Source organism: Streptomyces coacervatus (assembly GCF_029223485.1).
In the GTDB taxonomy this organism is placed as follows: Bacteria; Actinomycetota; Actinomycetes; order Streptomycetales; family Streptomycetaceae; genus Streptomyces; species Streptomyces coacervatus.
This window is the reverse complement of the sequence record NZ_JARHTP010000013.1, coordinates 115,256-140,479: the sequence shown is the minus strand read 5'-3', so window position 1 is coordinate 140,479 and position 25,224 is coordinate 115,256. Positions and strand designations below refer to the sequence as shown.

At 71.6% G+C, this 25,224-nt stretch carries 26 protein-coding genes; 15 read left to right on the top strand and 11 right to left on the bottom strand.

The window, feature by feature from the left end; all coding sequences use genetic code 11:
* Positions 1-8 precede the first annotated feature (8 nt).
* The gene (locus P2Q00_RS29760; protein WP_275776208.1) at positions 9-1,046 is read left to right on the top strand and encodes a Gfo/Idh/MocA family protein; all 1,038 of its coding nucleotides are present in this window, start codon (positions 9-11) and stop codon (positions 1,044-1,046) included.
* Here P2Q00_RS29760 and P2Q00_RS29755 read toward each other — a convergent pair.
* From P2Q00_RS29755 to P2Q00_RS29730, 6 genes are all read right to left on the bottom strand, one after another.
* Positions 1,027-1,470: a GNAT family N-acetyltransferase gene (locus P2Q00_RS29755; RefSeq protein ID WP_275776206.1), complete on the bottom strand. Its 444-nt coding sequence runs from the start codon at positions 1,468-1,470 to the stop codon at positions 1,027-1,029. The genes P2Q00_RS29760 and P2Q00_RS29755 overlap by 20 nt on opposite strands.
* A gap of 126 nt (positions 1,471-1,596) precedes the next feature.
* Positions 1,597-2,613 (bottom strand): Gfo/Idh/MocA family protein, encoded by a 1,017-nt coding sequence (locus P2Q00_RS29750; protein WP_275776204.1) that lies wholly within the window; start codon positions 2,611-2,613, stop codon positions 1,597-1,599.
* On the bottom strand, positions 2,610-3,986 hold the full coding sequence (locus P2Q00_RS29745; RefSeq protein ID WP_275776202.1) for a protoporphyrinogen/coproporphyrinogen oxidase: 1,377 nt from the start codon (positions 3,984-3,986) through the stop codon (positions 2,610-2,612). The genes P2Q00_RS29750 and P2Q00_RS29745 overlap by 4 nt, the downstream gene beginning before the upstream one ends.
* Positions 3,987-4,147: 161 nt before the next feature.
* On the bottom strand, positions 4,148-5,152 hold the full coding sequence (locus P2Q00_RS29740) for a Gfo/Idh/MocA family protein (RefSeq protein WP_275776200.1): 1,005 nt from the start codon (positions 5,150-5,152) through the stop codon (positions 4,148-4,150).
* Between the two features lie 105 nt (positions 5,153-5,257).
* Positions 5,258-6,034: an SDR family oxidoreductase gene (locus tag P2Q00_RS29735; RefSeq protein ID WP_275776199.1), complete on the bottom strand. Its 777-nt coding sequence runs from the start codon at positions 6,032-6,034 to the stop codon at positions 5,258-5,260.
* A 17-nt stretch (positions 6,035-6,051) separates the two neighbouring features.
* A complete protein-coding gene (locus tag P2Q00_RS29730) occupies positions 6,052-7,215 on the bottom strand; it encodes a phytanoyl-CoA dioxygenase family protein (protein WP_275776198.1) in 1,164 nt (387 codons plus the stop codon).
* Positions 7,216-7,322: 107 nt separating this feature from the next.
* Here P2Q00_RS29730 and P2Q00_RS29725 point away from each other — a divergent pair, with 107 nt between their 5' ends.
* Both P2Q00_RS29725 and P2Q00_RS29720 read left to right on the top strand, forming a co-directional pair.
* Positions 7,323-8,354, top strand: coding sequence for a LacI family DNA-binding transcriptional regulator (locus tag P2Q00_RS29725; protein WP_275776197.1), 1,032 nt, complete (start codon positions 7,323-7,325; stop codon positions 8,352-8,354).
* An 8-nt stretch (positions 8,355-8,362) separates the two neighbouring features.
* On the top strand, positions 8,363-8,974 hold the full coding sequence (locus P2Q00_RS29720) for a poly-gamma-glutamate hydrolase family protein (protein WP_275776196.1): 612 nt from the start codon (positions 8,363-8,365) through the stop codon (positions 8,972-8,974).
* On the opposite strand, the gene P2Q00_RS29715 is transcribed toward P2Q00_RS29720, so the two are convergent.
* Positions 8,958-10,115: a Gfo/Idh/MocA family protein gene (locus P2Q00_RS29715; protein WP_275776195.1), complete on the bottom strand. Its 1,158-nt coding sequence runs from the start codon at positions 10,113-10,115 to the stop codon at positions 8,958-8,960. The genes P2Q00_RS29720 and P2Q00_RS29715 overlap by 17 nt on opposite strands.
* Positions 10,116-10,236: 121 nt before the next feature.
* On the opposite strand from P2Q00_RS29715, the gene P2Q00_RS29710 reads away from it, so the two are divergent.
* Positions 10,237-11,241 carry a LacI family DNA-binding transcriptional regulator gene (locus P2Q00_RS29710; RefSeq protein ID WP_275776194.1) on the top strand — a complete coding sequence of 335 codons (1,005 nt, stop codon included), beginning with the start codon at positions 10,237-10,239 and terminating at the stop codon, positions 11,239-11,241.
* Here P2Q00_RS29710 and P2Q00_RS29705 read toward each other — a convergent pair.
* Complete coding sequence (locus tag P2Q00_RS29705) at positions 11,231-11,575, bottom strand: cupin domain-containing protein (protein WP_275776193.1); 345 nt, start codon at positions 11,573-11,575, stop codon at positions 11,231-11,233. The genes P2Q00_RS29710 and P2Q00_RS29705 overlap by 11 nt on opposite strands.
* Positions 11,576-11,702: 127 nt before the next feature.
* On the opposite strand from P2Q00_RS29705, the gene P2Q00_RS29700 reads away from it, so the two are divergent.
* The 4 genes from P2Q00_RS29700 to P2Q00_RS29685 are packed head-to-tail and all read left to right on the top strand — an operon-like array spanning position 11,703 to position 14,838.
* Complete coding sequence (locus tag P2Q00_RS29700; protein WP_275776192.1) at positions 11,703-12,215, top strand: hypothetical protein; 513 nt, start codon at positions 11,703-11,705, stop codon at positions 12,213-12,215.
* Positions 12,216-12,264: 49 nt separating this feature from the next.
* Positions 12,265-12,858: a hypothetical protein gene (locus tag P2Q00_RS29695; protein ID WP_275776189.1), complete on the top strand. Its 594-nt coding sequence runs from the start codon at positions 12,265-12,267 to the stop codon at positions 12,856-12,858.
* Between the two features lie 25 nt (positions 12,859-12,883).
* Positions 12,884-13,759 (top strand): dioxygenase family protein, encoded by an 876-nt coding sequence (locus P2Q00_RS29690; RefSeq protein WP_275776188.1) that lies wholly within the window; start codon positions 12,884-12,886, stop codon positions 13,757-13,759.
* Entirely contained in the window at positions 13,756-14,838 is a 1,083-nt protein-coding gene (locus P2Q00_RS29685; protein ID WP_275776187.1) for a maleylacetate reductase, read from the top strand. Before P2Q00_RS29690 ends, P2Q00_RS29685 begins: the two co-directional genes overlap by 4 nt.
* Before the next feature lie 91 nt (positions 14,839-14,929).
* Here the strand turns inward: P2Q00_RS29685 and P2Q00_RS29680 are convergent, their stop codons facing one another.
* From P2Q00_RS29680 to P2Q00_RS29670, 3 genes are all read right to left on the bottom strand, one after another.
* Positions 14,930-16,405, bottom strand: coding sequence for an MFS transporter (locus P2Q00_RS29680; RefSeq protein ID WP_275776186.1), 1,476 nt, complete (start codon positions 16,403-16,405; stop codon positions 14,930-14,932).
* Between the two features lie 62 nt (positions 16,406-16,467).
* Positions 16,468-17,382, bottom strand: a complete 915-nt coding sequence (locus P2Q00_RS29675) for a sensor histidine kinase (RefSeq protein WP_338059356.1) — start codon at positions 17,380-17,382, stop codon at positions 16,468-16,470.
* A gap of 144 nt (positions 17,383-17,526) precedes the next feature.
* The gene (locus P2Q00_RS29670; protein ID WP_275776182.1) at positions 17,527-18,561 is read right to left on the bottom strand and encodes a zinc-dependent alcohol dehydrogenase; all 1,035 of its coding nucleotides are present in this window, start codon (positions 18,559-18,561) and stop codon (positions 17,527-17,529) included.
* 270 nt (positions 18,562-18,831) lie between these two features.
* Between P2Q00_RS29670 and P2Q00_RS29665 the strand changes: the two genes are divergently transcribed.
* The 7 genes from P2Q00_RS29665 (at position 18,832) to P2Q00_RS29635 (ending at position 25,155) form a co-directional block, all read left to right on the top strand.
* Positions 18,832-19,335, top strand: coding sequence for a MarR family winged helix-turn-helix transcriptional regulator (locus P2Q00_RS29665; protein ID WP_275776180.1), 504 nt, complete (start codon positions 18,832-18,834; stop codon positions 19,333-19,335).
* 135 nt (positions 19,336-19,470) lie between these two features.
* The gene (locus P2Q00_RS29660) at positions 19,471-20,121 is read left to right on the top strand and encodes a GntR family transcriptional regulator (protein WP_275776179.1); all 651 of its coding nucleotides are present in this window, start codon (positions 19,471-19,473) and stop codon (positions 20,119-20,121) included.
* 51 nt (positions 20,122-20,172) lie between these two features.
* A complete protein-coding gene (locus P2Q00_RS29655) occupies positions 20,173-20,925 on the top strand; it encodes a PIG-L deacetylase family protein (protein WP_275776178.1) in 753 nt (250 codons plus the stop codon).
* Positions 20,922-21,635, top strand: coding sequence for a 4-carboxy-4-hydroxy-2-oxoadipate aldolase/oxaloacetate decarboxylase (locus P2Q00_RS29650; RefSeq protein ID WP_275776177.1), 714 nt, complete (start codon positions 20,922-20,924; stop codon positions 21,633-21,635). Before P2Q00_RS29655 ends, P2Q00_RS29650 begins: the two co-directional genes overlap by 4 nt.
* On the top strand, positions 21,632-22,744 hold the full coding sequence (locus tag P2Q00_RS29645) for a 4-oxalomesaconate tautomerase (RefSeq protein ID WP_425579576.1): 1,113 nt from the start codon (positions 21,632-21,634) through the stop codon (positions 22,742-22,744). Before P2Q00_RS29650 ends, P2Q00_RS29645 begins: the two co-directional genes overlap by 4 nt.
* Positions 22,741-23,691 (top strand): catechol 2,3-dioxygenase, encoded by a 951-nt coding sequence (locus tag P2Q00_RS29640; protein WP_275776176.1) that lies wholly within the window; start codon positions 22,741-22,743, stop codon positions 23,689-23,691. The genes P2Q00_RS29645 and P2Q00_RS29640 overlap by 4 nt, the downstream gene beginning before the upstream one ends.
* Before the next feature lie 126 nt (positions 23,692-23,817).
* Entirely contained in the window at positions 23,818-25,155 is a 1,338-nt protein-coding gene (locus P2Q00_RS29635; protein ID WP_275776175.1) for an MFS transporter, read from the top strand.
* The last annotated feature ends 69 nt before the right edge of the window (positions 25,156-25,224 follow it).

Sequence of the window (25,224 nt, the reverse complement as noted above, 5' to 3'; positions counted from 1 at the left end):
GAACGACCATGGCTCGGCAAGGAACACTGCAAGTCGCGGTCGTCGGCACCGGCAAGATGGGCGCCGACCATGTCCGCCGTATCCAGGAGGTCACCAGCGGGGCCAGGGTGACCGCAGTCGTGGACGTCGATGCGGAACGCGCCAAGGACGTCGCGGCCCGCATCGACGGCTGCACCGCCTACACCGACCCGGCCGCCGCCATGACGGCGGCCGACGTCGACGCCGTCCTGATCGCCTCCCCGGGGCCCGTCCACGAGGCGGCCCTGCTGACGGCGTTCGAGCACGACCTGCCCGTGCTGTGCGAGAAGCCGCTCACCCCGGACGCGGCCTCCGCACTGCGCGTGCTCGAAGCGGAGCAGAAGCTGGGCCGCCGCCGGGTCCAGGTCGGCTTCATGCGGCGCTACGACGCCGAGTACATGAGACTCAAGTCCCTTCTGGACACGGGCCAGTTGGGCCGCCCGCTGATGCTGCACAACCGGCACCGCAACCTCGCCTCCCCGCCCGGCTGGCGCAGCGAGATGCTCATCAACGACTCCGTGGTGCACGAGATGGACGTGACGCGCTGGCTGCTCGACCAGGAGATCACCGCCGTCACGGTCCTGCGCCCCACCCCGTCCGCGAACGCACCGGACGGAGTGCAGGACCCGCAGTTCGTCGTCTTCGAGACCGACGGCGGTGCGATCGTCGACGTCGAGATCTTCGTCAACTGCGGCTTCGGCTACCAGGTCCAGGCCGAGGTGGTCTGCGAACGCGGCACCGCCCGCATCGGCGACGGCCATGCCATGGTCACCAATATGGCCGGCCGCTGGGGCGGCACCATCACCCAGGACTACATCGAACGCTTCGCCGACGCCTACGACCGAGAGGTCCAGGCCTGGGTCGACGCCACCCGCCGCGGCGAGGTCATCGGCCCGAGCGTGTGGGACGGCTACGCGGTGGCGGCGGTGTGCGAGGCGGGCGTGCGGGCGCTGGAGGGCGGCGGCCGGGTGCAGGTCGAGCTGGCCGAGCGGCCGGCCCTGTACGACGTCAGCCGAGCGCGCGGCTGAACACGACCCGGTCCTCGCCGGGACCGTTGTAGTCCTCCGCCACGCGGACGTCGAAACCGAGGCTGCGGTGGAAGGCCACCGACTCCTTGTTGCCGAGGCTCGTGATGGCCTTCAGCCGGAGGGCCCCCTGCCGCCGTGCGGCCTCGGTGAAGGCGGCGTACAGTTCGCGGCCCAGGCCGCTGCCACGGGCGTCGTCCCGCGTCGCGATCAGATGCACGTATCCGGTGCGGCCGGGGGTGACGAAGCCGATCAGATAGCCGAGGATGCCGTCGTCGGAGCGGGCGACCAGGCAGGTCTCGCCGAACTCCTGCACCAGGGCCAACAGATGGAGGTCGCGCAGATCGCGCTCGCCCCAGTAGCGGCTGTGGTCGGCGAGGACCTGCTGGAGGTCGGCGACGCGGGCGGGAGCAATGCGAGCGGCCATGGCACCGATCATCGCAGAGCCCGCGCCGCGTCCGTGCCCGGCCTGCGCCTGCGTCCGGGTCCGCGCCCGCACCGGCCCCCGCCCGCCGCCGCGGCAACCCAGGCGCCCCGTCCGGCCGTCCTCCGGCTACACCCGCGTCCGCGGCCGGGGTTCGAATCCGGCCGCCCGGTAGCAGGCGTCGATCAGGGTCATCGTCGCCACCGCGTCGTCCGCATCCAGCGGCAGTGCAGCGCCCGCCCGTACCCGCGCCGTGAAGGCCTCCAGCTGGTACGTGTACGACGACCGGGTCCCGAGCCGCTCCGTCCGCTCACCCTCCGCCGTGCGGACCACGATCCGGTCGTCCATCTGCGGGAGCACGAAGTTCGGCGCCAGCGCCTCGCCCCGGCTGCCGACGATCCGGCAGCTCATCTCCAGCCTGTCGTACGCCATGTGGCAGCGCGCCGAGCCGGTGGCGCCGTTCGGGAAGGCCACTTCGGCGTCCAGCCACTCGTCGACCCCGGGTGCGCCCGAACGCTCCCCGCCCTGCGCCGAGACCAGCCGCGGGGCGCCGCCCGCCCAGGGCGCCAGCATCCGCAGCGCGTGCAGGCTGTAGCAGCCGAGGTCCATCACGGCGCCGCCGGCCAGCGGCAGGGACCAGCGCGGGTCGGTGTCGGCGGGGGCCTGGATCGCGACCATCGTCTCCACCCGCTGCAGCTCGCCCAGTTCACCGCTCTGCAGGAGCTCGTGCAGGCGCCGGGTGACCGGGTGGAAGAGGTAGTGGAAGCCCTCCATGAAGACCGTGCCGGCCTTCGCGGCCGCCTCCCGTACCTCGGCGGCCTCCTCGGCGTTGCTCGCCGACGGCTTCTCGCTCAGGACGTGCTTGCCGGCCGCCAGGGCGGCCAGGTTCCAGGGCCCGTGCAGGCCGTTGGCGAGCGGGTTGTAGACCACCTCGACCTCGGGATCGGCGAGCAGATCGGCGTAGGAGTCCGCGACCCGCTCCACACTGTGCTCGGCGGCGAAGGCCTCGGCGCGGGACCGGTCGCGGGCGGCCACCGCGACGAGACGGTGGCCGCCCGTCCTGGCCGGGTCGATCAGGGCGCGTTCGGTGATCCGGGCGGCGCCCAGGACGCCGATGCGCAGTGGCTCGCGGACGGGTTCGCTCATGACGGCCGTTCCTCCTCGGTCGGTTGGTGCAGGGTCAGTGTGGCGCCCGCGGGCGGGAAGTGGCGGCGGGCGAGTTCCTGGGCGTGCGCGATGGTGCACTCGATCAGCTCGAAGGCGGGCAGCCCGCCGACGTAGTAGGTGCGGCCTCGGCCCTGCAGTGCGTCGAGCCGGTCCAGGACACCGTCCGCGAGGTCGGCGCTGCCGAAGTGCGGCATGAACGCCCACTGGCGGTGCAGATGCACCTCCTCCAGCCGCCCGCCGAGCTCCGCGACGTCGTCCCGCAGCCGAGCGGTGACGTCCTCGGGGCGGCCGTAGGAGTAGAAGGTCCGTACGTCGCTGTCCGGGTAGCGGTGGTGGTACGAGACGCAGTGGCCGCTCGCGTCACGGGTCGCGGTGTGGCGGTCGAGGAAGTAGAAGGCATTCTCCGGGAGGCCGGAGGCGGTGGCGAGGGTGGTGTGGTAGGCGTTGGAGCGGATCCGCCCGGCCAGGTCGCGCTCGTCCTCGGTGGCGTCCAGGAGCGGCAGGATGCGGTCCAGGGGGACGGCGAGGACCAGGTCGTCCGCGTCCACCGGGCCGGAGTCGGTGTGGACGCGTACGCCGCCCGTGTGCCGTTCGACCGACAGCACCCGCACGCCGAGCCGTACGTCCTTCAGCTCCTCGGCGACCCGCCGCCACAGCGTGTCGAAGCCGCCCACGACGGTGAACGCGCCCGCGTGGCCGAGGAGTTCGGGCGGGTCGGACAGCAGTCCGGTCATCTCGGCGTACTTGACGAAGTAGAGCGCGGGCACGTCGTCGTCGAGATAGCCGTACCCGGCCGCCGTGTACCCGGTGCCGAACGACTCGGCCATGGACTGAAGGCCGTGTTCGGCGAGCCAGTGGGTGACCGGTGCGGCCAGGGCCCGCGCGGAGTGGGCGAGCCCGGGTTCGGCGATGCGCGGGAACTCCCGCTCGCGCAGCGCCCGGTAGCGCGGGAAGGCGTCGCCGCGCAGGAACGCCATGGGCTGGGCGGTGGCGCGTCCCTCGGCGTCGAGGACGCGATAGCGGCTGGTGCGCTCCGTCTCCACGTCCAGTTCGGCCATCAACTCCGCCGTCCGCTCGTACCGGTTGGTGCAGATGTGCCCGCCGAGGTCGTAGGCCCGGCCGTCGATGCGTACGCTCCGGCACTTCCCGGCCACGGTCTCCTGCTCCTCCAGGACGGTCACCCGGTGTCCGGCCCGCTCCAGTTCACGCGCGGCCGCGAGACCGCTCGGCCCGGCGCCTACGACGACCACCGCGCGGGGGCCTGCGGGGCCGAGCGGCGTGCGTAACTCCCCGCTGGAGAAGGCGGGTTGACGGGTGTCGTCGGAGGGTCCGGGTATCTCGTCGGCGTTCATGGCCGTCGCTCCTCGGTCGTTCGTTCGGTCAAGGCGATCTCATGGTCGTACGCAGAGATCTCCTGGCCGTGTCGGACCGGGCGACGTGGTGGTCGACACACTCGTGCTCCGGGCGCCGGAGGCCGCCCAGCACCCGGAGCACGAGAGACTGCGGCCGCCGCTCAGGCGGTGCGGACCTCGGCGATGGTCACCGGCCGGTGCTCGTGCAGCGACAGCGTGCACGCGTCGGCGATCCAGCCGGCCTCCAGGGCGTCCGCGACCGTGCAGGGCGAGGGGCGGGTGCCGGCCACGACCTCGGTGAACGCGGTGAGTTCGGCGCGGTAGGCCTCGGTGAAGCGGTCCATGAAGAAGTCGTGCGGGGTGCCGGCCGGGAAGGTCACGCCGGGCTCGACGGAGCGCAGCGGCAGCTTGTCGTCCAGGCCCACGGCGATGGAGTCCGTAAAGCCGTGGATCTCCATGCGGACGTCGTAACCCCGGGCGTTGTGGCGGGAGTTGGAGACGACCGCGATCGTGCCGTCGTCCAGGGTGAGGATGGCGCCGGTGGTGTCGGCGTCGCCCGCTTCCTTGATGTAGTCGGCGCCCCGGTTGCCGCCGACGGCGTACACCTCGACGACCTCGCGGCCGGTCACCCAGCGGATGATGTCGAAGTCGTGCACGGAGCAGTCGCGGAAGATGCCGCCCGAGGCGGCGATGTACCCGGCCGGCGGGGGCGCAGGGTCCAGCGTGGTCGACCGTACGGTGTGCAGTTTGCCCAGCTCACCGGCCTGCACGGCGGCGCGGGCGGCGACGAAGCCGGCGTCGAAGCGGCGGTTGTAGCCGATCTGGATCGGCACATCCGTGCCCTCGACGGCCTTGAGGACCTGGACGCCCTCGGCCATGGTCTTGGCGACGGGCTTCTCGCAGAAGACCGGGATGCCGGCCTCGACCCCGGCCAGGATCAGCCCGGGGTGGGCGTCCGTCGCGGCCGCGACCACGATGCCGTCGACGCCGGCGGCCAGCAGGGCCTCCGGCGAGTCCACGACCTCGCCGCCGAACCGCTCCGCCGCGGACTTGGCGGCGTCCGTGAACGGGTCGGTGAGGACGAGCGACTCGACCGCGTCGAGTCCGGAGAGGGTCTCGGCGTGGAAGGCGCCGATGCGGCCGAGGCCGAGGATTCCGATGCGCATTAGCTCCGCTGCTTTCCTGGTGTGTGGTTGCTGTCCGTTGCCGGGGCTCTGCCCCGGACCCCGAATCGCCCTTCGGGCTCGTCCTCAAACGCCGGACGGGCTGATTCAGTCCAAGCCGCCCAAGACGTTCTGGTCCCAGTCGATCACCGATCCCGTCACCACGCCCGACCGGTCCGACAGCAGGAAGACCACGAAGTCCGCGATCTCGTCCGGCTGGCCCAGCTTGCCCATCGGCAGCTTGGCCGCCGCCTCCTCGCGCCAGTCGTCCGTGGCGTCGTGGAAGGTCTTCTGCGTGGCGTCCTCGCCCTCGGTCGCCGTCCAGCCGATGTTCAGGCCGTTGATGCGGATCCGGTCCCAGCGGTGGGCGTGCGCGGCGTTGCGGGTCAGGCCGACCAGGCCGGCCTTCGAGGCCACGTACGGCGCGAGGAACGGCTGTCCGCCGTGCGCCGAGGTGGTGATGATGTTGACGATCGTGCCGGGGGACTTCCGGGCCACCATGTCCGCGACGGCGGCCTGCATGGCGAAGAACGGCGCCTTCAGGTTGATCGCGATGTGCTCGTCGAACAGCTCGGGCGTGGTGTCCAGCAGCGTGCCGCGGGAGGTGAGCCCCGCGGAGTTGACCAGGCAGTCGACACGCCCGTACGCGGCGACGACGTCGCCCACCGCGTGCATGGCCTGCTCGGCGTCCGCGAGGTCGGCGCGGATGAACATCGCCTTGCCGCCCGCCGCCGACAGCTCGCCGACCAGCGCCTCGCCGGGCTCCGGACGCCGTCCGGTGACGGCCACGACGGCCCCCTCCCGGACGGCCGCCCGCGCGATGGCGGCGCCGACGCCCTGGCTGCCGCCGTTGACGAGGACGACCTTGTCGTCGAGAAGTCCCATGGATCTCCGCTGCCCTTTCAGCTCGCGCGCCGTTCGCCGGCCACGCGCAGTTGGTCCCGCAGGATCCGCGCGGGCCGTCCCTCGCGCAGTGCCTCGCGCACGAGGTCCGCCTGCGAGGGCGGGGCCAGTCCGTCGACCGGCGGGTCGCTGTCGAGGTTGGTGGGGAAGGGGTAGCCCTCGGCGCTCGCGGCGATCACGTTCTCCAGCCACGCCTCGTCGGCACCCTCGGCCTTGCGGCGCAGCAGCACCGGGTAGACCGCGTTGGCCACCGCCTCGCGGTCCACGGTCTCCATCGCGCGCCCGAAGGCCGAGGACACCTGCAGCAGGTTGGCCATGCGCCGCACGTCGGGGGTGCGGTTGGTGCCGGCGGCGTGGAACAGCGCCGGGTTGAAGAAGACGGCGTCGCCCTTGCCGAGCGGGAGCTGGACGTGGCGCTCCTTGAAGTACGCCTGGAACTCCGGCCGCCGCCAGGCCAGATAGCCGGGCTCGTACGCCTGCGAGAACGGCAGGTACAGCGTCGGACCCGACTCCACCGGCATGTCGCAGTGCGCGACCGCGCCCTGCAGGGTGAGCACGGGGGAGAGGCGGTGGACGTGCGACGGGTAGGCCGCAGCGGCCTCGTCGGAGAGGAAGCCGAGGTGGTAGTCGCGGTGCACGGTCTGGGCGAGGCCGCCCGGGTTGACCACGTTGACCTGGGAGGTCACCTGGTAGCCGGGGCCGAGCCAGGCCTCGCAGACCAGCGCGAGGACGGGGTTGGCGTAGTAGTCGGCGAAGGCCGCCGGGTCGTAGAGGGCCGCCTTCTCCAGCGCGTTCCACACCCGCTCGTTGGCGCCCGGCTTGGCGAAGTGGTCGCCGGCCGTCGTACCCGCCGCGTACTGCTCGCGGATCAGCGAGTCGAACACCTCGGTGGCCCGCTCGACGACCACCCGGTCGGGGAACGCGCCCCGGAACACCACCACTCCGGGCCCGTCGGTGAGCGCTCTGACCAGCTCCGCCTGGACGTCCCGGCGCCCGGCTGCGAGGACGCGCTCGGCGTCGTACAGCAGGACGTTCCGCTCCACCGCCAGGGCGTGCGGGTAGTCGGCGAGGTCGGCCGTCCGCTCGACGAGCGTGCGGAACGAGTCGAGGTCGCAGTCCTGCTCGGACAGCCAGGCACGGTGTTGTACGGCGGTGAAGGACATCGAGGTCCTCTCGGTGACAGGGGCGACTCAGCGCTGCCATTCTTGTCAGTACAAACCCGTCGAACAACCGGCACGCGGCCATCAAAAACCCCTCAAGGAGCCACCGAATGGGTCACCCGTTCCCGATCCGGGAGATCGCCCGCCAGGCGGGCCTGAGCGAGGCCACCGTCGACCGGGTCCTGAACGGCAGGGGCGGTGTCCGCGAGAGCACCGCACGGGAGGTCCAGCAGGCCATCGCCGACCTGGACCGGCAGCGCACCCAGGTGCGGCTGGTCGGCCGCACCTTCATGATCGACATCGTGATGCAGACGCCGGAACGGTTCTCCACCGCCGTACGCGCCGCCCTGGAGGCGGAGCTGCCGTCCCTGCACCCGGCCGTCGTCCGCTCGCGCTTCCACTTCCGCGAGACCGGCCCGGCGCCGGAGCTGACGAGGATCCTGGACCGGATCGCCCGGCGCGGCTCGCAGGGCGTGATCCTCAAGGCCCCGGATGTCCCCGAGGTCACGGCCGCCGTCGGCCGCCTCGCCGAGGCCGGCATCCCCGTCGTCACCCTGGTCACCGACCTGCCCGCCACCGCCCGCCTCGCCTACGTCGGCATCGACAACCGGGCCGCCGGCGCGACCGCCGCCTACCTGATGGGCCAGTGGCTGGGCGAGCGCCCCGGCAATGTGCTCACCAGCCTCAGCAGCGGCTTCTTCCGCAACGAGGAGGAGCGCGAGATGGGCTTCCGCAGCGCCATGCGCACCCGCCACCCGGACCGCACGCTGGTCGAGATCGCCGAGGGACACGGCCTGGACGCCACCCAGTACGACCTGGTCCGCGCCGCCCTGGAACGCGACCCGGCCATCCGCGCCGTCTACTCGATCGGCGGCGGCAACAACGCCACCCTGCGCGCCTTCGAGGACCTGGGCCGCGAGTGCGCGGTGTTCGTCGCGCACGACCTCGACCACGACAACACCCGTCTGCTGCGCGAGCACCGCCTGTCCGCCGTCCTCCACCACGACCTGCGCCAGGACATGCGCGAGGCCTGCCACATCGTGATGCGCGCCCACGGCGCCCTGCCGCCCGCGGGCCCTACGCTGCCGTCGGCGATCCAGGTGGTCACGCCGTACAACATGCCACCGCAGGCGACGAGTTGAGGGGCCGAGTGACGACACGCACGGAGCAGGTCGAGATCGAAGGCGTACGGCTGCTCGCCACCCTCACGCAGGGTGGCGACACCGGACTCCTCGCACTGCACGGCAGCAACGAGGGCGGTACGGCCGAACTCGCCCGCTCCGTGGGCGAGTTGTGCGACGCCACCAGCCTGGTGTTCACCCAGCCGGGCGTGCCCGAGCCGGTGCACATCCCGTCGCCGCGTATGGCGGTCGAACACTGCGGGCTGCTGCGGGACTTCCTGGCGCAGGTGACGGTGGTGGTCTCCCTGCACGGCCATATGAGGCCCACGGCGCCCCGGTCGATCTTCCTCGGCGGGGGCAACCGGCCGGCCGCGCGGCTCCTCGCAGCCGAACTCGACGCGCTGCGGCCGGAGTTCGAGGCGGTCACGGACCTCGACGAGATCCCGGTGTCCCTGCGCGGTCTGCACGCCCGCAACCCGGTGAACCTGACCCGCGGCGGGGGAGTCCAGGTGGAACTCCCGCTCGCGGCCAGGACCCGGCGGAGGGGCTGGGCGCCCGGAGTCCCGGACACCCCTCCGCAGTCTGTGATCGACGCCCTCGCCAAGGGCGTGGAGTCGCTGGCCGCTATGACGGAACGCTGACCCAGGACCCGCTCTCCGCCGACCGCACCATCGCCTCCAGCGCGGCGGCACTGTGCACGGCGTCCGGGAGCGTCGCCCCGTACGGCTTGCCCTCCGCGATGGAGCGCAGGAAGCGGTGCGCCTCGATCACCTTCAGGTCGTCCATGCCCATGGCGTTCGCCGCGCCCGGCTGGAACGCCCCGAACTCGCCGTCGCCGGGGCCGACGTACACCGTGCTGACGGGCTGGTCCTGGTAGCTCGTGCCGCGGCTGACGCCGAGCTCGTTCATGCGGCGGAAGTCCCAGAAGACCGCGCCCTTCGTGCCGTGCACCTCGAAGCCGTAGTTGTTCTGCTCGCCGACCGAGACCCGGCAGGCCTCCAGGACACCGCGGGCGCCGGAGGCGAAGCGCAGCAGGCAGTTGACGTAGTCCTCGTTCTCGACCGGGCCGAGTTCGCCGCCGGTGGCGCGGGTGTGGCCGGCGGTGGCGCCGGTGGGGCGGGCCCGCTCGGGGATGAAGACGGCCGTGTCGGCGGTCAGTGACTCGATGTCGCCCAGCAGGTGGCGGGCCAGGTCCGTGCCGTGCGAGGCGAGGTCGCCCAGCACCCCGCTGCCGCCGCGCTCCTTCTCGTAGCGCCAGGTCAGAGCACCCTCGGGATGGGCGGCGTAGTCGCTGAAGAGGCGGATGCGGACGTGGGTGACGGTGCCGATGGCGCCGGAGGCGATGAGTTCGCGGGCGGCCTCGACGGCGGGCGCGTTGCGGTAGTTGAAGCCGACGGCACCCTGGACGCCCGCGGTGGCCACCGCGTCGGCGACCGCCCGGGCGTCCGCCGCGCTCAGCCCGACCGGCTTCTCGATCCAGATGTGCTTGCCCGCCTCGGCCATCGCCACGCCGATCTCGCGGTGCAGGAAGTTCGGGGCGGTGATGGAGACCGCCTGGACCCGCGGGTCCGCGGCGACATCGCGCCAGTCACGGGTGGTGGCGGCGAACCCGAACTGCGCGGCGGCCTCCTCGGCCCGGCCCGGCACCTCCTCGGCGACCGTGATCAGCTGCGGGCGCAGGCCCAGCTGCGGGTAGTGGTGCAGGACGCGGGCGTACGCCTGGGTGTGCACCCGGCCCATCCAGCCGAACCCGACGACGGCGACACCGAGCGAATCCACCATGACAGCCCCTCTTTGGACCGGTCCATAATCTGTCCAGGCCACCCTGAGCCCACGCTCAGCAGCTGTCAACCCTCCCCGGCCCCTTTGACAAGGCGCGGCGGCCCATGGAACGGTCCACACCATGAAACCGCCGACGATCCGCGACGTGGCCGAGCAGGCAGGGGTGTCCAAGTCGCTGGTCTCGCTCGTGCTGCGCGGCTCCGAGCAGGTGCGGCCGGAGAAGCGGGAGGCCGTGCTGCGGGCGGTGCAGCAGCTCGGCTACCGGCCCAACGCCGCCGCCCGCAGCCTCAGCGAGCAGCGCACCCGCACCGTCGGCGTGCTCCTCAACGACCTGCGCAACCCTTGGTTCGTCGACCTGCTGGACGGCCTGAACTCACTGCTGCACGACAACGGCCTGCGGATGCTGCTGGCGGACGCCCGCCTCAACCGCCGCACCGGCCAGGACCCCACCGACCCGCTCCTTGACCTGCGCGTGGACGGCCTGGTCGTCGTCGGCACCCTGCCCGACCCGGCCGCCCTCGGCACGGCCGCCGAGCGGATCCCGATCGTCGTCGCGGGCGCCCGCGAACCGGCCCCGGCGGGCGTGGACGTCGTGGCGGGCGACGACGAGCGGGGCGCCCGCCTGGTCACCGAGCACCTCATCGGCCTCGGCCACCGCCGTATCGCGCACATCGCGGGCTACGGCGCCGTCGGCGAACTGCGCCGCCGCAGCTTCGAGGCGACGATGCGGGCGCACGGCCTCGCGGACCAGGCAGTGGTCGAACCGAGCGACATGACCGAGGAGGGCGGCTACCGCACCACCGTCCGGCTGCTCAGCCGCCCGGAGAGGCCCACCGCCCTCTTCGCCGTCAACGACATCGCCTCCGTCGGCGCCCTCTCGGCGGCCGAGGAGCTCGGCCTGCGCGTCCCGCGCGACGTGTCCGTCGTCGGCTACGACAACACGAGCATCTCGCGCCTGCGCCACGTCTGGCTGACCACCGTCGACAACGGCAGCCACGAGGTCGGCCGGCGCGCCGCCCGCTGCCTGCTGGACCGCTTCGAACACCCCGGGGGAGCGGGCCAACTGCACCTCACCGCACCGACGTTGGAGATCCGCGGCACCACGGCGGCCCCGGTCACAGATTGATGGCGTACGCCTTCCGCAGCGTCTCGTGCACCGTCCACGTCGTACGGTCGCCCTCGCGCAGCACCGCCAGGTCCCCGGGCCCCACCCTCAGCGTCGGCCCACCCTCGACCTCGATCGTCGCCGAACCGCTGATCACGACGAACAGCTCGTCCGCCTCGGTGTCGGTGACGACACCCGGCGTGATCTGCCAGACCCCGCGGACCTGCCGGCCGTCCGCCGACTCCCACACCACCTTCCCGGTCACCTCCGGCGTCCCGGAGACGATCTGCTCCGGGCTCAGGGGCTCGGGTTCGAGCTCGGCGTCGGGGATGTGCACAACGAAACTGTGGGTCATGCGCCGACCCTAACGAGATCGCCGGTCGGCCGTGCATGGACACTGTGTGCGGCATCGGCCCAGGCGGCAGGACACATCGTCATGTCGCAACTGGCGGCCCCGCGGATGCCGGGTGATCGTGGAGGACATGGCGCAGATAACGACGGCCGTCCACGAGCCACGACAGCACGACACCCGCGAGGCCGTCCTCTTCGGCGGTGTCTACGGCGCCGTACTGGCCTGCTCCATGGTCGCGGCCCTCAGCCAATACGGCCACACCTCCCGCGTCAGCCGCCGCTACGACGCCATATGGCTGCTGGTGACGGCGTGCGCCTCCGCCCTCGCCCACGGCTACGCCCACTACATCGCCGAGCGCGCACCGCACCGCCGCTGGGACGCCCTGCGCGCCCTCGCCGACGAGTGGCCCCTGGTCACGGCGGTGCTGCCGACCGTGGCGATCCTCGCCGGGGCGGGCTGGGGCTGGTGGCCGGCGGACGGGGTGGAGGATCCGGCGTTCCTGCTGAACATCCTGCTGCTGTTCGGCCTCGGCCTGGTCACGGCACGGTGGTCGGGACGCGCCTGGGCCGTCGCCGTGGGCATCGGCCTGGTCGACGCGCTGCTCGGCGTCGTCGTGGTCGTGGCGAACGCCGTCATCAAGTAACAGCTCCGGGAGGTCAATTGACGCCCGGACTGTCGTAAGGTCATCCCTCGTGGGTACGGACATCGACGGTGTCATCGAAAGCCGCTCGCCAGACGGGCGCTGGCAGTTCACGGCCGATCTGCTGGACTTCCAGCCGCCCCGGGACTACGTCGCCTGGGAGTGTCTCTTCGGCGTCCGCGGGGCGGGGGACGTGGAGCGGCCGCTCTTCGCCGGCCGCGGGCTGCCGGACGGCGTCTCGGATCCGGTACGGGAGACGGGCCTCGGGGACTTCCAGCACAGCCACACCTACGCCACCTGGGCCGAGGTCGCGGCGGTCGACTGGGACGCCCCGCTCGCCCACGGGCCTGCCTGGAACTGGGCGGTGCGGGCACAGCCGGACGGCGACGAACTCGTTCGGGTGACTCCCGGCCTGCGCGGGGCGGCCGCCGACACCTTCGGCAGCGACCTGCTCCTGGCACCGCCGGAGTGGCCGCCCGGTGCCGATGTGCGGCTGGACGGAGCGGTGTACCGCCCCGTGGTCCTCACGGCGCGGATGCTCGCCCCGCCGGACGAGGGATGCTGGGCACAGGTATGGATCGCCATGCGGGACCTGGCGGCCAGGTACGGCGACGAGGACGTGCGGCTCGTCGTCTGGTTCGGCTGATCCGCGCACCGGAAAGGGAGCCGACATGACCACCGACGCCACCGACACGAAGGTCACGGACGAGGCGGTGACCAGCCTCGACGGCACCGCCGACCCGCGCCTGCGCGAGCTGCTGACCGGCCTGATCCGCCACCTCCACGCCTTCGCCCGCGAGACCCGTCTGACGCAGGAGGAGTGGGAGCGCGCGATCGGCTTCCTGACGGCGACCGGGCAGATGTGCACGGACACCCGGCAGGAGTTCATCCTCCTGTCGGACGTGCTCGGTCTGTCGATGCTCGTCGAGACAATCCACGGCAACAGCGCCGACCGCGCCCCCGGCGCCACCGAGTCGACCGTCCTGGGCCCCTTCCACATGACCGAGTCCCCGGCGCGCGAACTCGGCGCGGACATCGACCTGGTGGGCGGCGGCGAGCCCTGCGTGGTCAGCGGCCGGGTCCTGTCCCGGGACGGAACTCCCTTGCCAGGTGGGGTCATTGACGTCTGGCAGGCCGACGGGAACGGCTTCTACGACGTCCAGCAGCCGGAGGTGCAGCCGCCGGGCAACGGGCGCGGGCTGTTCACCGCGGACGCCGAGGGCCGCTTCTGGTTCCGCACCTGCGTGCCGAGCCCGTACCCGATCCCCACGGACGGCCCGGTCGGCGACCTGCTGCGCGCGACCGCCCGCCACCCCTACCGCCCCGCCCACATCCACTTCATCGCCAAGGCCGCAGCGCATGTGCCGGTGACCACCCACATCTTCGTCGCGGGCAGCGACTACCTCGACTCGGACGCGGTGTTCGCCGTCAAGCCGGGCCTGGTCCAGGACTTCACCGAAACGGACGACCTTTCCCTGGCCCGGAAGTTCGGCGTCCCGAACCCCTTCCGCCACGCCCGCTTCGACCTCGTGCTGGAGCGCTCGTGAAGCACGACCTCGACTTCTCCTACGAGTCCCGGCCCGTGCGGGTCGTCTTCCGGCCCGGTGCCGCCACCACCGCGACGGCCGGTGAGGCCGCAAGGCTCGGTCTGCGACGGCTGCTCGTGGTGTGCGGCAGCCATGGCGCCGCCACCGCGCAGGCGGTCGCCGACTCGCTGGGCCCCGCCTGCGCGGGCCTGCACGACGGCGCCCGTATGCATGTGCCCGTCGAGGTCGCCGACCGGGCCGTCGAGGCGGCCCGCGCGGCGGGCGCCGACGGCTGCGTGGCCGTCGGCGGCGGCTCCTCGATCGGCCTCGGCAAGGCGATCGCCCTGCGCACCGGCCTACCGCTGATCGCCGTGCCCTCCACCTACTCCGGCTCGGAGATGACCCCGGTCTGGGGCCTGACCGAACACGGCGCCAAACGCACCGGCCGCGACCCCGTCGTCCTCCCGCGCAGCGTCGTCTACGACCCCGAACTCACCCTCTCCCTCCCCGTACCGCTCTCCGTCACCAGCGGCATCAACGCGATCGCCCACGCCGTCGAGGCGCTGTACGCCCCCGACACCTCACCCCTGATCGCACTGATGGCGGGGGAGGGCGTACGGGCCATGGCGGGCGCCCTCCCGGCGGTGGCCGACGCCCCGGACTCCATCGAGGCCCGGGGCCGCGCCCTGTACGGAGCCTGGCTGTGCGGCTCCTGCCTCGGCGCTACGACCATGGGCCTGCACCACAAGCTCTGCCATGTCCTCGGCGGCACCTTCGGCCTGCCCCACGCCGAGACCCACACGGTGGTCCTGCCGTACGCCCTGGCGTACAACGCGCCCGCGGCCCCGGACGCGGCCGCCGCCCTGGCCCGCGCCCTCGACGCGGACGACGCCCCGCGCGCCCTGCGGGAGCTGTCCGAACGCCTCGGCGCACCCCGCACCCTCGCCGAACTCGGCCTGAAGGAAACCGACTTGACGGTGGCGGCGGCGCAGACCGCAGGCCAGGCCTACGCCAATCCCCGCGAGGTCACGGCCGACGGGGCCCTGGCCGTGCTGCGGGCGGCGTACGAGGGCGGCCCGCCGGCATCCGTGAACGCCTGAGCCGCCTCCTGAGTCGCCCCACACACGACAGGCGGCCGCCTCCCGCCGGAGCGGGAGGACGGCCGCCTGTCGCAGGGCGGTCGGCCGGGCGTTACGCCTTGGCCGTCACGGCCTCGGGCTGCTCGTCCGTGTCGGTGGCCGCCTGGGCGGGCGCCGGGCGGCGCGGGATGAAGGAGGCGACGAGGAAGGCCAGCAGGGCGGCTCCGGCGCCGATGGCCATGACGACCTTGAAGCCGTTCTCCGACGGGAGGGCGTGCCCGCCGAAGTCGGTGGTCATCTGGGCCAGGATGACACCGGCCAGGGCACTGGCGAACGACGTGCCCAGGGACCGCATCAGGGTGTTGAGGCTGTTGGCGGCACCGGTCTGGGACGGGTCTACCGCGCCCATGATCAGGGCGGGCAGGGCGCCGTACGTGAAGCCGACACCGGCGCCGATGATGCAGGAGACCAGGATGAGGTGCCAGACCTCGCTCATCAGGACGATGTTCAGGGCGTAGCCGGAGGCCACGATCAGCGCGCCGATCATCAGGGTGACCTTCGGGCCCTTGGCCTGGGTGACCTTCGCGGACACGGCGGACATGACCATCATGACCAGGCCCTGCGGGGCGAGCACCAGGCCGACCGTCAGCATGGACTTGCCCAGGCCGTAGCCGGTCTGCTCGGGCAGCTGGAGCAGCTGCGGCAGCACCAGGGACATCGCGAACATCGAGAAGCCGAGGGCCACCGAGGCCAGGTTGGTGAACAGCACCTGCGGCTTGGCGGTCGTCCGCAGGTCGACCAGCGGCTGCTCGGCCCGCAGCTCCCACCAGCCCCAGGCCAGCAGGATCGCGACGGCGGCGGCGCCCAGGCCCAGCGTGGTGCCGGACGTCCAGCCCCAGTCACCGCCCTTGGACACGGCCAGCAGCAGGGAGACCAGACCGGTGGACAGGCCGAGCGAGCCGACCAGGTCGAAGCGGCCACCGGTGCGCACCTTGGACTCGGGCACGATCAGCAGCACCAGCGCGAAGGCGACGGCACCCAGCGCGGCCGAGGTCCAGAACAGGATGTGCCAGTCCCACTTGTCGGCGATGAACGCGGCCGCCGGCAGCCCCACCGCACCGCCCACACCCAGCGAGGCGCTCATCAGCGCGGTGGAACCCGCCAGCCGGTCGGCGGGCAGCGCGTCGCGCATGATGCTGATGCCGAGCGGCACCACGGCGGCGGCGAGGCCCTGCAGGGTACGTCCGATGATCATCGGGACGAGGGAGTCGGCCAGGGCGCAGACCACGGAGCCGGAGACCAGCAGCACGATGCTGACCATCAGCATGCGCCGCTTGCCGATCATGTCGCCGAGGCGGCCGACGACCGGAGTGGCCACCGCGGCGGCGAGCAGGGTGGCGGTCACGGCCCAGGCGGTGTTGGAGGCCGAGGCGTTCAGCAGGGTGGGCAGCTCCGGGACGATCGGAATGACCAGGGTCTGCATCAGCGAGACGACGATTCCGGCCAGGGCCAGCACCGCCACCACGGCGTTCGGCTTCGGCGGGGCGGATGTCCCCGCCGAAGCGGGTCGGGTCAGGGCGTCGGACATGGCAGGGCCTCCGGCAAGGGTTTATTGCTTGACTTACGCAAGCATAGACAGAATTGATTGACTTAAGCAAGTGGAAGCGTCGGGTGCGGGTCGAGCGGCAGCTCGGTGACGACTTCGAAGCCGCCCCGGGGCCGAGGGCCCACCCGGATGCGACCGCCGGCCGAACGGACACGCTCGCGCATGCCCATGACGCCGTAACCGCCGCCCGGGGGAGCGGAGACGGCCGGTGGCCCGCCGCCGTCATCGGCGACGGTGACCGTCAGCCGGTCTCGCGAGTAGACGAGCCGCACCTCGGCCTCGCGGGCGGCGGCGTGCTTGGTGACGTTGGTGAGGGCTTCCTGCACGATGCGGTACGCCGTGAGGTCGGCGCCCGCGGACAGCGCACCCGGCTCGCCCTCGGTGGTGACGGTGACGACGAGCCCGGCATTCTCGAACGAGGCGGCCAGCTCGGGGAGTTGGGCCAGGCCTGGGGTCGGCTCAGGGGGTTTGTCGGTGTCGCCGTCCTGCCGCAACAGGCCGACGGTGTACTTGAGTTCACGCAGCGCCGAGGCGGTGGTGCAGGTGAGGTCGGTGGCGATGTGAGCGGCCTCGACGGGTCGGTCCGGCAACTGCCGGGCGAGGGCGCCGGCCTGGAGACTGGCGAGCACCAGGTGGTGGGCGACGACATCATGAAGATCACGGGCAATGCGCATGCGCTCCTCCGTGACCCGGCGCAGCGCCTCCTCCTCCTGGGTGCGCTCGGCATGCTCGGCCCGCGCCTGCAGGGCGTCCAGGTGGGCCGCACGCAGCCGGGTCACGGTCCCGAGAGAGGCCGGCAGCAGCAACCAGGCGGCGGGGCCGAGCAGTTCGAGGACCAGCAGCAGGACGGTGAGGAGGTAGCCGAGTGCCGAGGCAGCCGTGGCGCACAGCAGAGCCGCGCACGAGACCGCCGCCGGCAGCATGCCCGGCCACCAGGGAATTCCCAGATTGTCGATCACGGCAGTGGGCTTCCTGTCCGAAACGCCGTAGGAGCAGCGGGCTTTCAGGGGCGCGGGGAACTGCGCGACAAGCCACGACGGCGCAGCAGTCGGCGAACAACCCACCGCGGCACCGTCAATAGCCGCACCCCCACCCGGCGGCGCCTACTCGAAGGTGACGACGACCTTCTCCGCGGCCCCCGGCGTCATCGCCAACTCAAACGCACGCTCCGCGTCAAGAAACGGCACCCGATGGCTGATCAGCTTCGCGAACCGCTCATGGTGCTCCACAAGCTCGGGCGTCACCTCGAAGATCTCGGTCGGATACCCCTGCGAGGCGATCAGCGTCAGCTCACTGCGCAGCATCCCGCCGAGATCGATGTCCGCGCCCTTCTTCTGTACGGCGACCATGACCAGCCTGGCGCCCCACTTGGCGGCATCCACCGTGGCGTTGAAGACGGCCGCGACACCGGCCGCGTCGATGTAGATGTCGGTGCCCGCGCGAGGCTGCCCCAGCGCGTTGGCCGCCTGTCCGTGCAGCTCGGTCAGTCGGGCGGTGACGTCCTCGGTGGCGGAGTTGATGACGGCGTCCGCGCCGACGGCGAGCGCGGTCTCCAGCCGCTCGGGGATGACGTCGGCGACCACCACGTGCTCCACGCCGCGCAGCTTCAGCCAGATCGTGGCGCCCAGGCCGATGGGCCCGGCGCCGAAGACCACGACCTTGTCGGTCGGCTTGGCCTCGGAACGGTTGACGCAGTGCCGGGCGACCGCCATCGGCTCGTTCAGCGAGGCGACGTCGTAGGGGACGGTGTCCGGGAAGACGGCGACGGTCTTGCCGATCTCGGCGTCCTCCAGCAGCAGATACTCGCTCATCCCGCCGTGCTCGCCGCCGCAGCCGATGATCCCGGAGGGCACGCCCTGCGGGTTGACCACGACCCGGTCGCCCACCTTCAGCTCGGTGACCTCGGCGCCCACCTCCACGATCTCGCCGGCCGGCTCGTGGCCCAGCGGAATGGACCGCATCGATCCGTCGGCGCCGGCGGGCATGCCGCCGAGGTGGAGGAAGAAGGTGTCGGTGCCGCAGATGCCACAGGCGCGGATCTTCATCAGCACGTCCTTCGGGCCCGGCACGGGACGTTCGACGTCCACCAGGTCGATGTGGTTCTGGGCGCCGGTCGTGACGGACTTCATGGTGGCCATCGGGAGGCTCTCTTTCTGGATGGGGGAGTGTGGGAGAGAGGTGCCACCGGGTCCGGCGCCGGACGGGGGGAAGTGTTCCGGCCGCCGGACCCGGTGACTGCGCCGTTCCCCGTCCCCACGGAGCCGGCGCACAGGGGCCGCCTCCGCTCGGTGCGGCCCCGGTCTGAGTGCTACGGGCTTACTTGACTTAGGCAAGCATGCTTAGCTTACTTAAGTCAAGCAATCATCTGCATATTGCTTAAGTTAGGCAAGTAGATTTAGGGTGGCGGTATGGCCGCACAGCAATCCGTCCCGGCGCCCGTCTCGGCGAACGTGCACGACATCGAGCGGGCGCTCACCCGTGTCGCATACCTGGCCGGCCGTGCCCGGCAGCATGAGCGCCTGATGTCCGTGGCCGGACTGGCGCTCGACCGGGCGGCCGTGATGATCCTGCGCCACATCGCCGAGAGCGAGCCGCTGCGCCCCGGGGTGCTGGCGGTCCGGCTGTCGGTGGAGGCCTCCCATGTCACCCGGCAGCTACGGCAGTTGGAGCGGGGCGGCTATGTGGTCCGCGTCGTCGACCCGGACGACCGCCGGGCGCAGCGTGTGCAGCTCACCGACGTCGGCCTGGCGGCGGTCGACCGCATCGGCGAGGCGAGCCGCCGGGGTCTGGGATTGGCCCTGGCGGACTGGTCGGCGGAGGATCTGGAGCAACTCGCCGCACTCTTCCACCGGTTGGTCGACGACTTCATCGCCCACGCAGAGGATCCCCTGCCGGCGGCGACCGTCGACTGACGACGAGGGGCCCGGCGGCGCCGCCGGGGGAACCTAGCTCTCCCGACCTGTGCGAGCAATACAGCAGACAAAATTGTTGACAATCTTGTTTGGCTAGATTTAGGTTCGACAGGCACTCACTCAGGGAGGGCAACGATGCCGAAAGAAGCCCGTCCGAGCACCGGAGAGCAGGCCAAGCAGCATGCGCTCGCGCAGCTGCGGCAGGCGATCCTGCACGGCGAGATGGCACCGGCGCAGCGGCTGGTGGAGAACGAGCTCGCCGAGCAGTTCGGTGTGACGCGGGCCAGCATCCGCGCGGCACTGATCGATCTGGAGGCTCAGGGCCTCGTGGAGCGGATCCGCAACCGTGGTTCGCGGGTGCGGGTGGTGACCGTGGAGGAAGCGGTCGCCATCACCGAGTGCCGCATGGTCCTCGAAGGGCTGTGCGCGGCGAAGGCCGCCGTCGCCGCCAGTGACGAGCAGCTCGCCGAGCTGACGGAGCTGGGCACGGCGATGACCAAGGCCGTGGCCGACGGTGAGCCGGTGACCTACTCCGAGCTCAACCAGGAACTGCACGCCAAGGTGCGCGAGTTCTCCGGCCAGCAGACCGCCGTGGACCTGCTGGAGCGGCTCAATGCCCAACTGGTGCGCCACCGCTTCCAGTTGGCGCTCAGGCCGGGGCGTCCGCAGCACTCCCTGAACGAGCACCTGGCGATGATCGAGGCGATCAGGGCCAGGGACCCGCAGGCGGCCGAGACGGCCGTCCGCGCCCACCTCATCAGCGTGATCGAGGCGCTGCGCGACTGATCACCGTGGTGCGGGGCGGGCGCCCACCTGTCCATCAAGGAGATTGCACCAATGACCCAGGCCAATGCGCCCGCCACCCCACCACGTTCCACGCTCGTCGTCACCGCGCATGCAGGGGACTTCGTGTGGCGGGCGGGCGGCGCCATCGCCCTGGCCGCCTCCCGCGGGGAGAAGGTCACCATCGCCTGTCTGACCTTCGGCGAGCGCGGCGAGTCCGCCAAGGCGTGGCGCGAGGGCAAGAAGCTGGACGAGATCAAGGCGATACGCCGGGACGAGGCCGAGCGGGCCGCCGCCACCCTCGGCGCCGAGGTCCGCTTCTTCGACGCCGGTGACTACCCGCTGGTGGCCACCGCCGAGCTGACCGACCGGCTCGTCGCCGTCTACCGCGAGACCCAGCCGGACGTCGTGCTCACCCACCCGACCGAGGACCCGTACAACGGCGACCACCCGGCCGCCAACCGCATGGCGCTGGAGGCCAGGGTCCTCGCGCAGGCCATCGGCTACCCGGGGGAGGGCGAGATCATCGGCGCCCCGCCGGTCTTCTACTTCGAGCCGCACCAGCCCGAGATGAGCGGCTTCAAGCCCGAGGTCCTCCTCGACATCACCGAGGTGTGGGACACCAAGCGCAAAGCGATGGAGTGCCTCGGCGCCCAGCAGCATCTGTGGGACTACTACACCGACCTCGCCGTACGCCGCGGTGTCCAGCTCAAGCGCAACGCCGGCCCCAACCTGGGCCTGGCCCACAAGACCATGGCCGAGGCGTATATGCGTCCCTACCCGCAGATCGCGAAGGAGCTGGCATGAGCGGCGTCATCGTCACCAACCCGCCGAGGGCGGCACTGAAGGACGTCGACGCGCTGGCCGGTTTCGGTGTGGCCACCGTCAGCGAGGCGATGGGCCGAACGGGCCTGCTCGGGCCGGAGATCCGTCCCGTCCAGCAGGGCGTACGGGTCGCGGGTACCGCCGTCACCGTGCTCGGCTGGCCCGGCGACAACCTCATGATCCACGCCGCCGTGGAGCAGTGCGGCGAGGGCGACATCCTGGTCGTCACCACGACCTCGCCGTGCACGGACGGTCTGTTCGGCGAGCTGTTCGCGACCGCCCTCCAGCATCGCGGAGTGCGCGGCGTCGTCCTCAACACGGGCATCCGCGACACCCACGAACTGCGGGACATGGGCTTCGCCGCCTGGTCCCGGGCCGTCTCCTCGCAGGGCACGGTCAAGGCCACCGGCGGCTCGGTCAATGTGCCGATCGCCGTCGACGGCCAGGTGATCCGCCCCGGCGACGTGATCCTCGCCGACGACGACGGCGTGGTGGTCGTACCGCGTGAACGCGCCCGCGAGACGGTCCGGAAGTCCGAGGCCCGCGAGGCCAAGGAGGCCGCCACCCGCGCCGCCTTCCTCGACGGCCAACTCGGCCTGGACCGCTACGGGTTGAGGGACACCCTCAAGCGACTCGGCGTCGAATACCAGACGTACCAGGAGTACGCAGGGAATGCGGGGGAGCGGCCGTGACCCGCGTGCCCGAGGAGGTGCGCTGTCTGCTGATGCGGGGCGGCACCTCGAAGGGCGCCTACTTCCTCGCCGACGACCTCCCCGCCGAACCGGCCCTGCGCGACGCCCTGTTGCTGCGCGTCATGGGCAGCCCGGACGACCGGCAGATCGACGGCCTGGGCGGCGCGCACCCGCTCACCAGCAAGGTGGCCGTGGTGTCTGCTTCGGCCGATCCGCGCGCCGACGTCGACTACCTCTTCCTCCAAGTCGTCGTCGACCGGCCAGAGGTGAGCGACCGTCAGAACTGCGGGAACATCCTCGCGGGCATCGGCCCGTTCGCCGTCGAGCGCGGCCTGGTCCCGGTGGGGGAGGAGTCGACCTCCGTCCGCATCCGCATGGTCAACACCGGCGACTACGCAACGGCGACCTTCCCGACCCCGGGCGGCCGCGTCGACTACACGGGAGACGCCGAGATCTCGGGCGTGCCGGGGACGGCAGCGCCGGTGGTCATCGAATTCCCGGCCGGGGCAGGGAAGTTGCTGCCGACCGGCAACGTCAGGGACGTCATCGACGGCGTCCCCGTCACCTGCGTCGACAACGGCATGCCCACGGTCCTCATCGCTGCGGCCTCCCTCAAGGTCACCGGCTACGAGACACCCAAGGACCTGGAGGAGGACCTCGCTCTCGCCGACCGGCTCCGCGGGATCCGCCTCGCGGCGGGCCGCCTGATGGGCCTCGGCGATGTCTCCGACACCACCGTGCCCAAGCTCACCCTGCTCGCCCCGCCCCGGGACGGCGGCGCGGTCACCACCCGCACCTTCATCCCGGTCCGCTGCCACACCTCGATCGGCGTGCTCGGCGCGGCCAGCGTGGCCGTCGGTCTGCGGATCGACGGCGCCGTGGGCGCGGAATTGGCCGCGATCGACCCCGGCAGCGACCGTGTCCGCATAGAACACCCCACCGGCTTCCTGGACATAGAAAGCAGCCTCGGAACCACCCCCGACGGCCTGCCCTCCGCCCGCCGCACCGCCGTGGTCCGCACGGCCCGCAAGATCTTCGACGGCACCGTCTTCCCCCGGTCCGCCGAGACGGCACCGATCCCCCCGCAACCCCAAGGAGGTCACCGATGACTCCGCCGCTCGGCGACATCGCCCACATCGGCCATGCCCAGCTCTTCACCCCCGACCTGGACGCCAGCGTCGCCTTCTTCACCGACTACCTGGGCCTCACCGTCAACGGCCGGGACGGCGACACGGTCTATCTGCGGACCTTCGACGACTACGAGCACCACAGCCTGGTCCTCACCGCCCGTGCACAGCCCGGCCTCGGCCGGCTCGCCCTGCGCACCTCCAGCGAGGACGCCCTCCATCGCCGTATCAAAGCGATCGAGGAGTCGGGCGGCAGCGGCAAGTGGGCTGAGGACGAACCGGGCATCGGCAAGCTGTACCTCACCACCGACCCGGACGGCCACGAGCACGCCCTGTACTGGGAGAGCGAGCACTACCGGGCCCCCGAGGAACTGTGCCCGGCGCTGAAGAACCAGCCGCAGGCCAAGCCCAACAGGGGAGTCGGGGTCCGCCGCCTGGACCACATCAACTTCCTCGCCGCCGACGTGCTCGCCAACGCCGAGTTCCAGGAACAAGTGCTGGGAGCCCGGCCGACGGAGCAGATCAGGCTCAACTCCGGGCGGATCGCGGCGCGTTGGCTGACGTACACCAACAAGTCGTACGACGTCGTCTACACCGAGGACTGGACCGGCTCGGCCGGCCGGCTGCACCACATCGCCTTCGCGACCGACACCCGCGAGGACATCCTGCGCGCGGCCGATCTCGCCATCGACAGCGGTGTGTTCATCGAGACGGGCCCGCACAAGCACGCCATCCAGCAGACGTTCTTCCTCTACGTCTACGAGCCGGGCGGCAACCGCATCGAGCTGTGCAACCCGCTCACCCGACTCGTCCTCGCGCCCGACTGGCCGCTGATCACCTGGACCGAGGAGGAGCGCAAGAAGGGGCAGGCCTGGGGCCTGAAGACCATCGAGTCGTTCCACACGCACGGGACACCGCCGGTCGCCTGACAGCCCCGTTGCCCCGTCCCGACTGCCGGGTCTTGATTGTCGATGAGATTGTTGACAAAAACGTTGACGAATCTCGCTTCGAATCCTTAGCGTCGGGGCACCCTGTTCCACGAGAGGAAAACAAAGATGTCCTCCTCCCCCTCCCCCTCCCCCTCCCCGTCCGCTCGCATCAGCAGACTGGCCCTCCTGGTCGTCGGTCTGTGCTGGCTGGCCGTGCTCTTCGACGGCCTCGACATGTTCATCTACGGCTCCGTGCTGCCGCACCTGCTGGAGACGAAGACCTTCGGCCTCACCGCCGACACCGCCGGTGACCTCGGCTCCTACGCCACCTTCGGCATGCTGGTCGGCGCCCTGACCGCGGGCACGGTCGCCGACCGGATCGGCCGCAAGAAGCTGATGGTCGCCTGTGTGACGCTGTTCTCGCTGGCCTCCGGGATCTGCGCGATATCGGGCAGCGTCGAGGTCTTCGGCCTCGGCCGGACCCTGGCGGGCGTCGGCCTCGGCGGTCTGCTGCCGACCGCGATCAGCATGGTCTCCGACTACGCCCCGCGCGGCCGCGGCGCCATCGTCATCGGCATGCTGATGACCGCGCACCACGCGGGTGGCATCCTCTCCGCCTACGTGGCCAAGTGGCTGGTGGACCCGGTCGGCTGGCGCGCCGCCTTCTGGGTCTGCGTGACCCCGCTGCTCTTCGCCCCGATGCTGGCCAGGCTCCTGCCCGAGTCGCTGAGCTTCCTGGTCGCCAAGGGGCGGGCCGAGGAGGCACAGGCACTGGCCACCCGCTACGACGTCGAGCTGCCCGCCGCGGCCGGCAGCAAGACGGCCGGCGACCGCTGGGACGCACTGGTCAACCTCTTCCGCGGCGGCGAGTGGACCCAGACCCTGCTGTACTGGTGCGCCTCCTTCGGCGGACTGCTCCTGGTCTACGGCGTCGCCACCTGGCTGCCCACCCTGATGCGCACCGAGGGCTACGAACTCGCCAACGCCCTGACCTTCGTCGTCGTCTTCAACCTCGGCGGCATCGTGGGCATGCTGGTCGCGGGCCGGGCGGCCGACCGGTTCGGTGCCCCGCGCATCTCGGCGATCTGGTTCGCACTGACCGCCGCCGGCGTCTATCTGCTCAGCATCCACATGCCGATGGGCGTCACCACCCTGGTCGTCTTCCTCACCGGCGTGTTCCTCAACAGCGCCCAGACGATGATCTACGCGACGGTCTCCATCCGCTCCACCCCGGACAACCGCGCCACCGCCGTCGGCTGGACCTCCGGCATGGGCCGCTTCGGCGCCGTCTTCGGCCCGTGGCTCGGCGGCCAGCTGCTCGCCGCGGGCAACGGCGACTTCGGCTTCACCGCCTTCGCGCTCGCCGGACTGTCGTCCATGGTCTTCATCGGCATCGCGGCCCTGCGCAGCGCGAAGACAGGCGTACAGAGCGGCGCCGAGCAGGAGCTGGCCGCCGCCCACTGACCAGCGGCGGTACCCGGTCACAGGGGGCGAGGACGGACGCCGGCCACCGCAGCGGATGCGGGGGCCGGC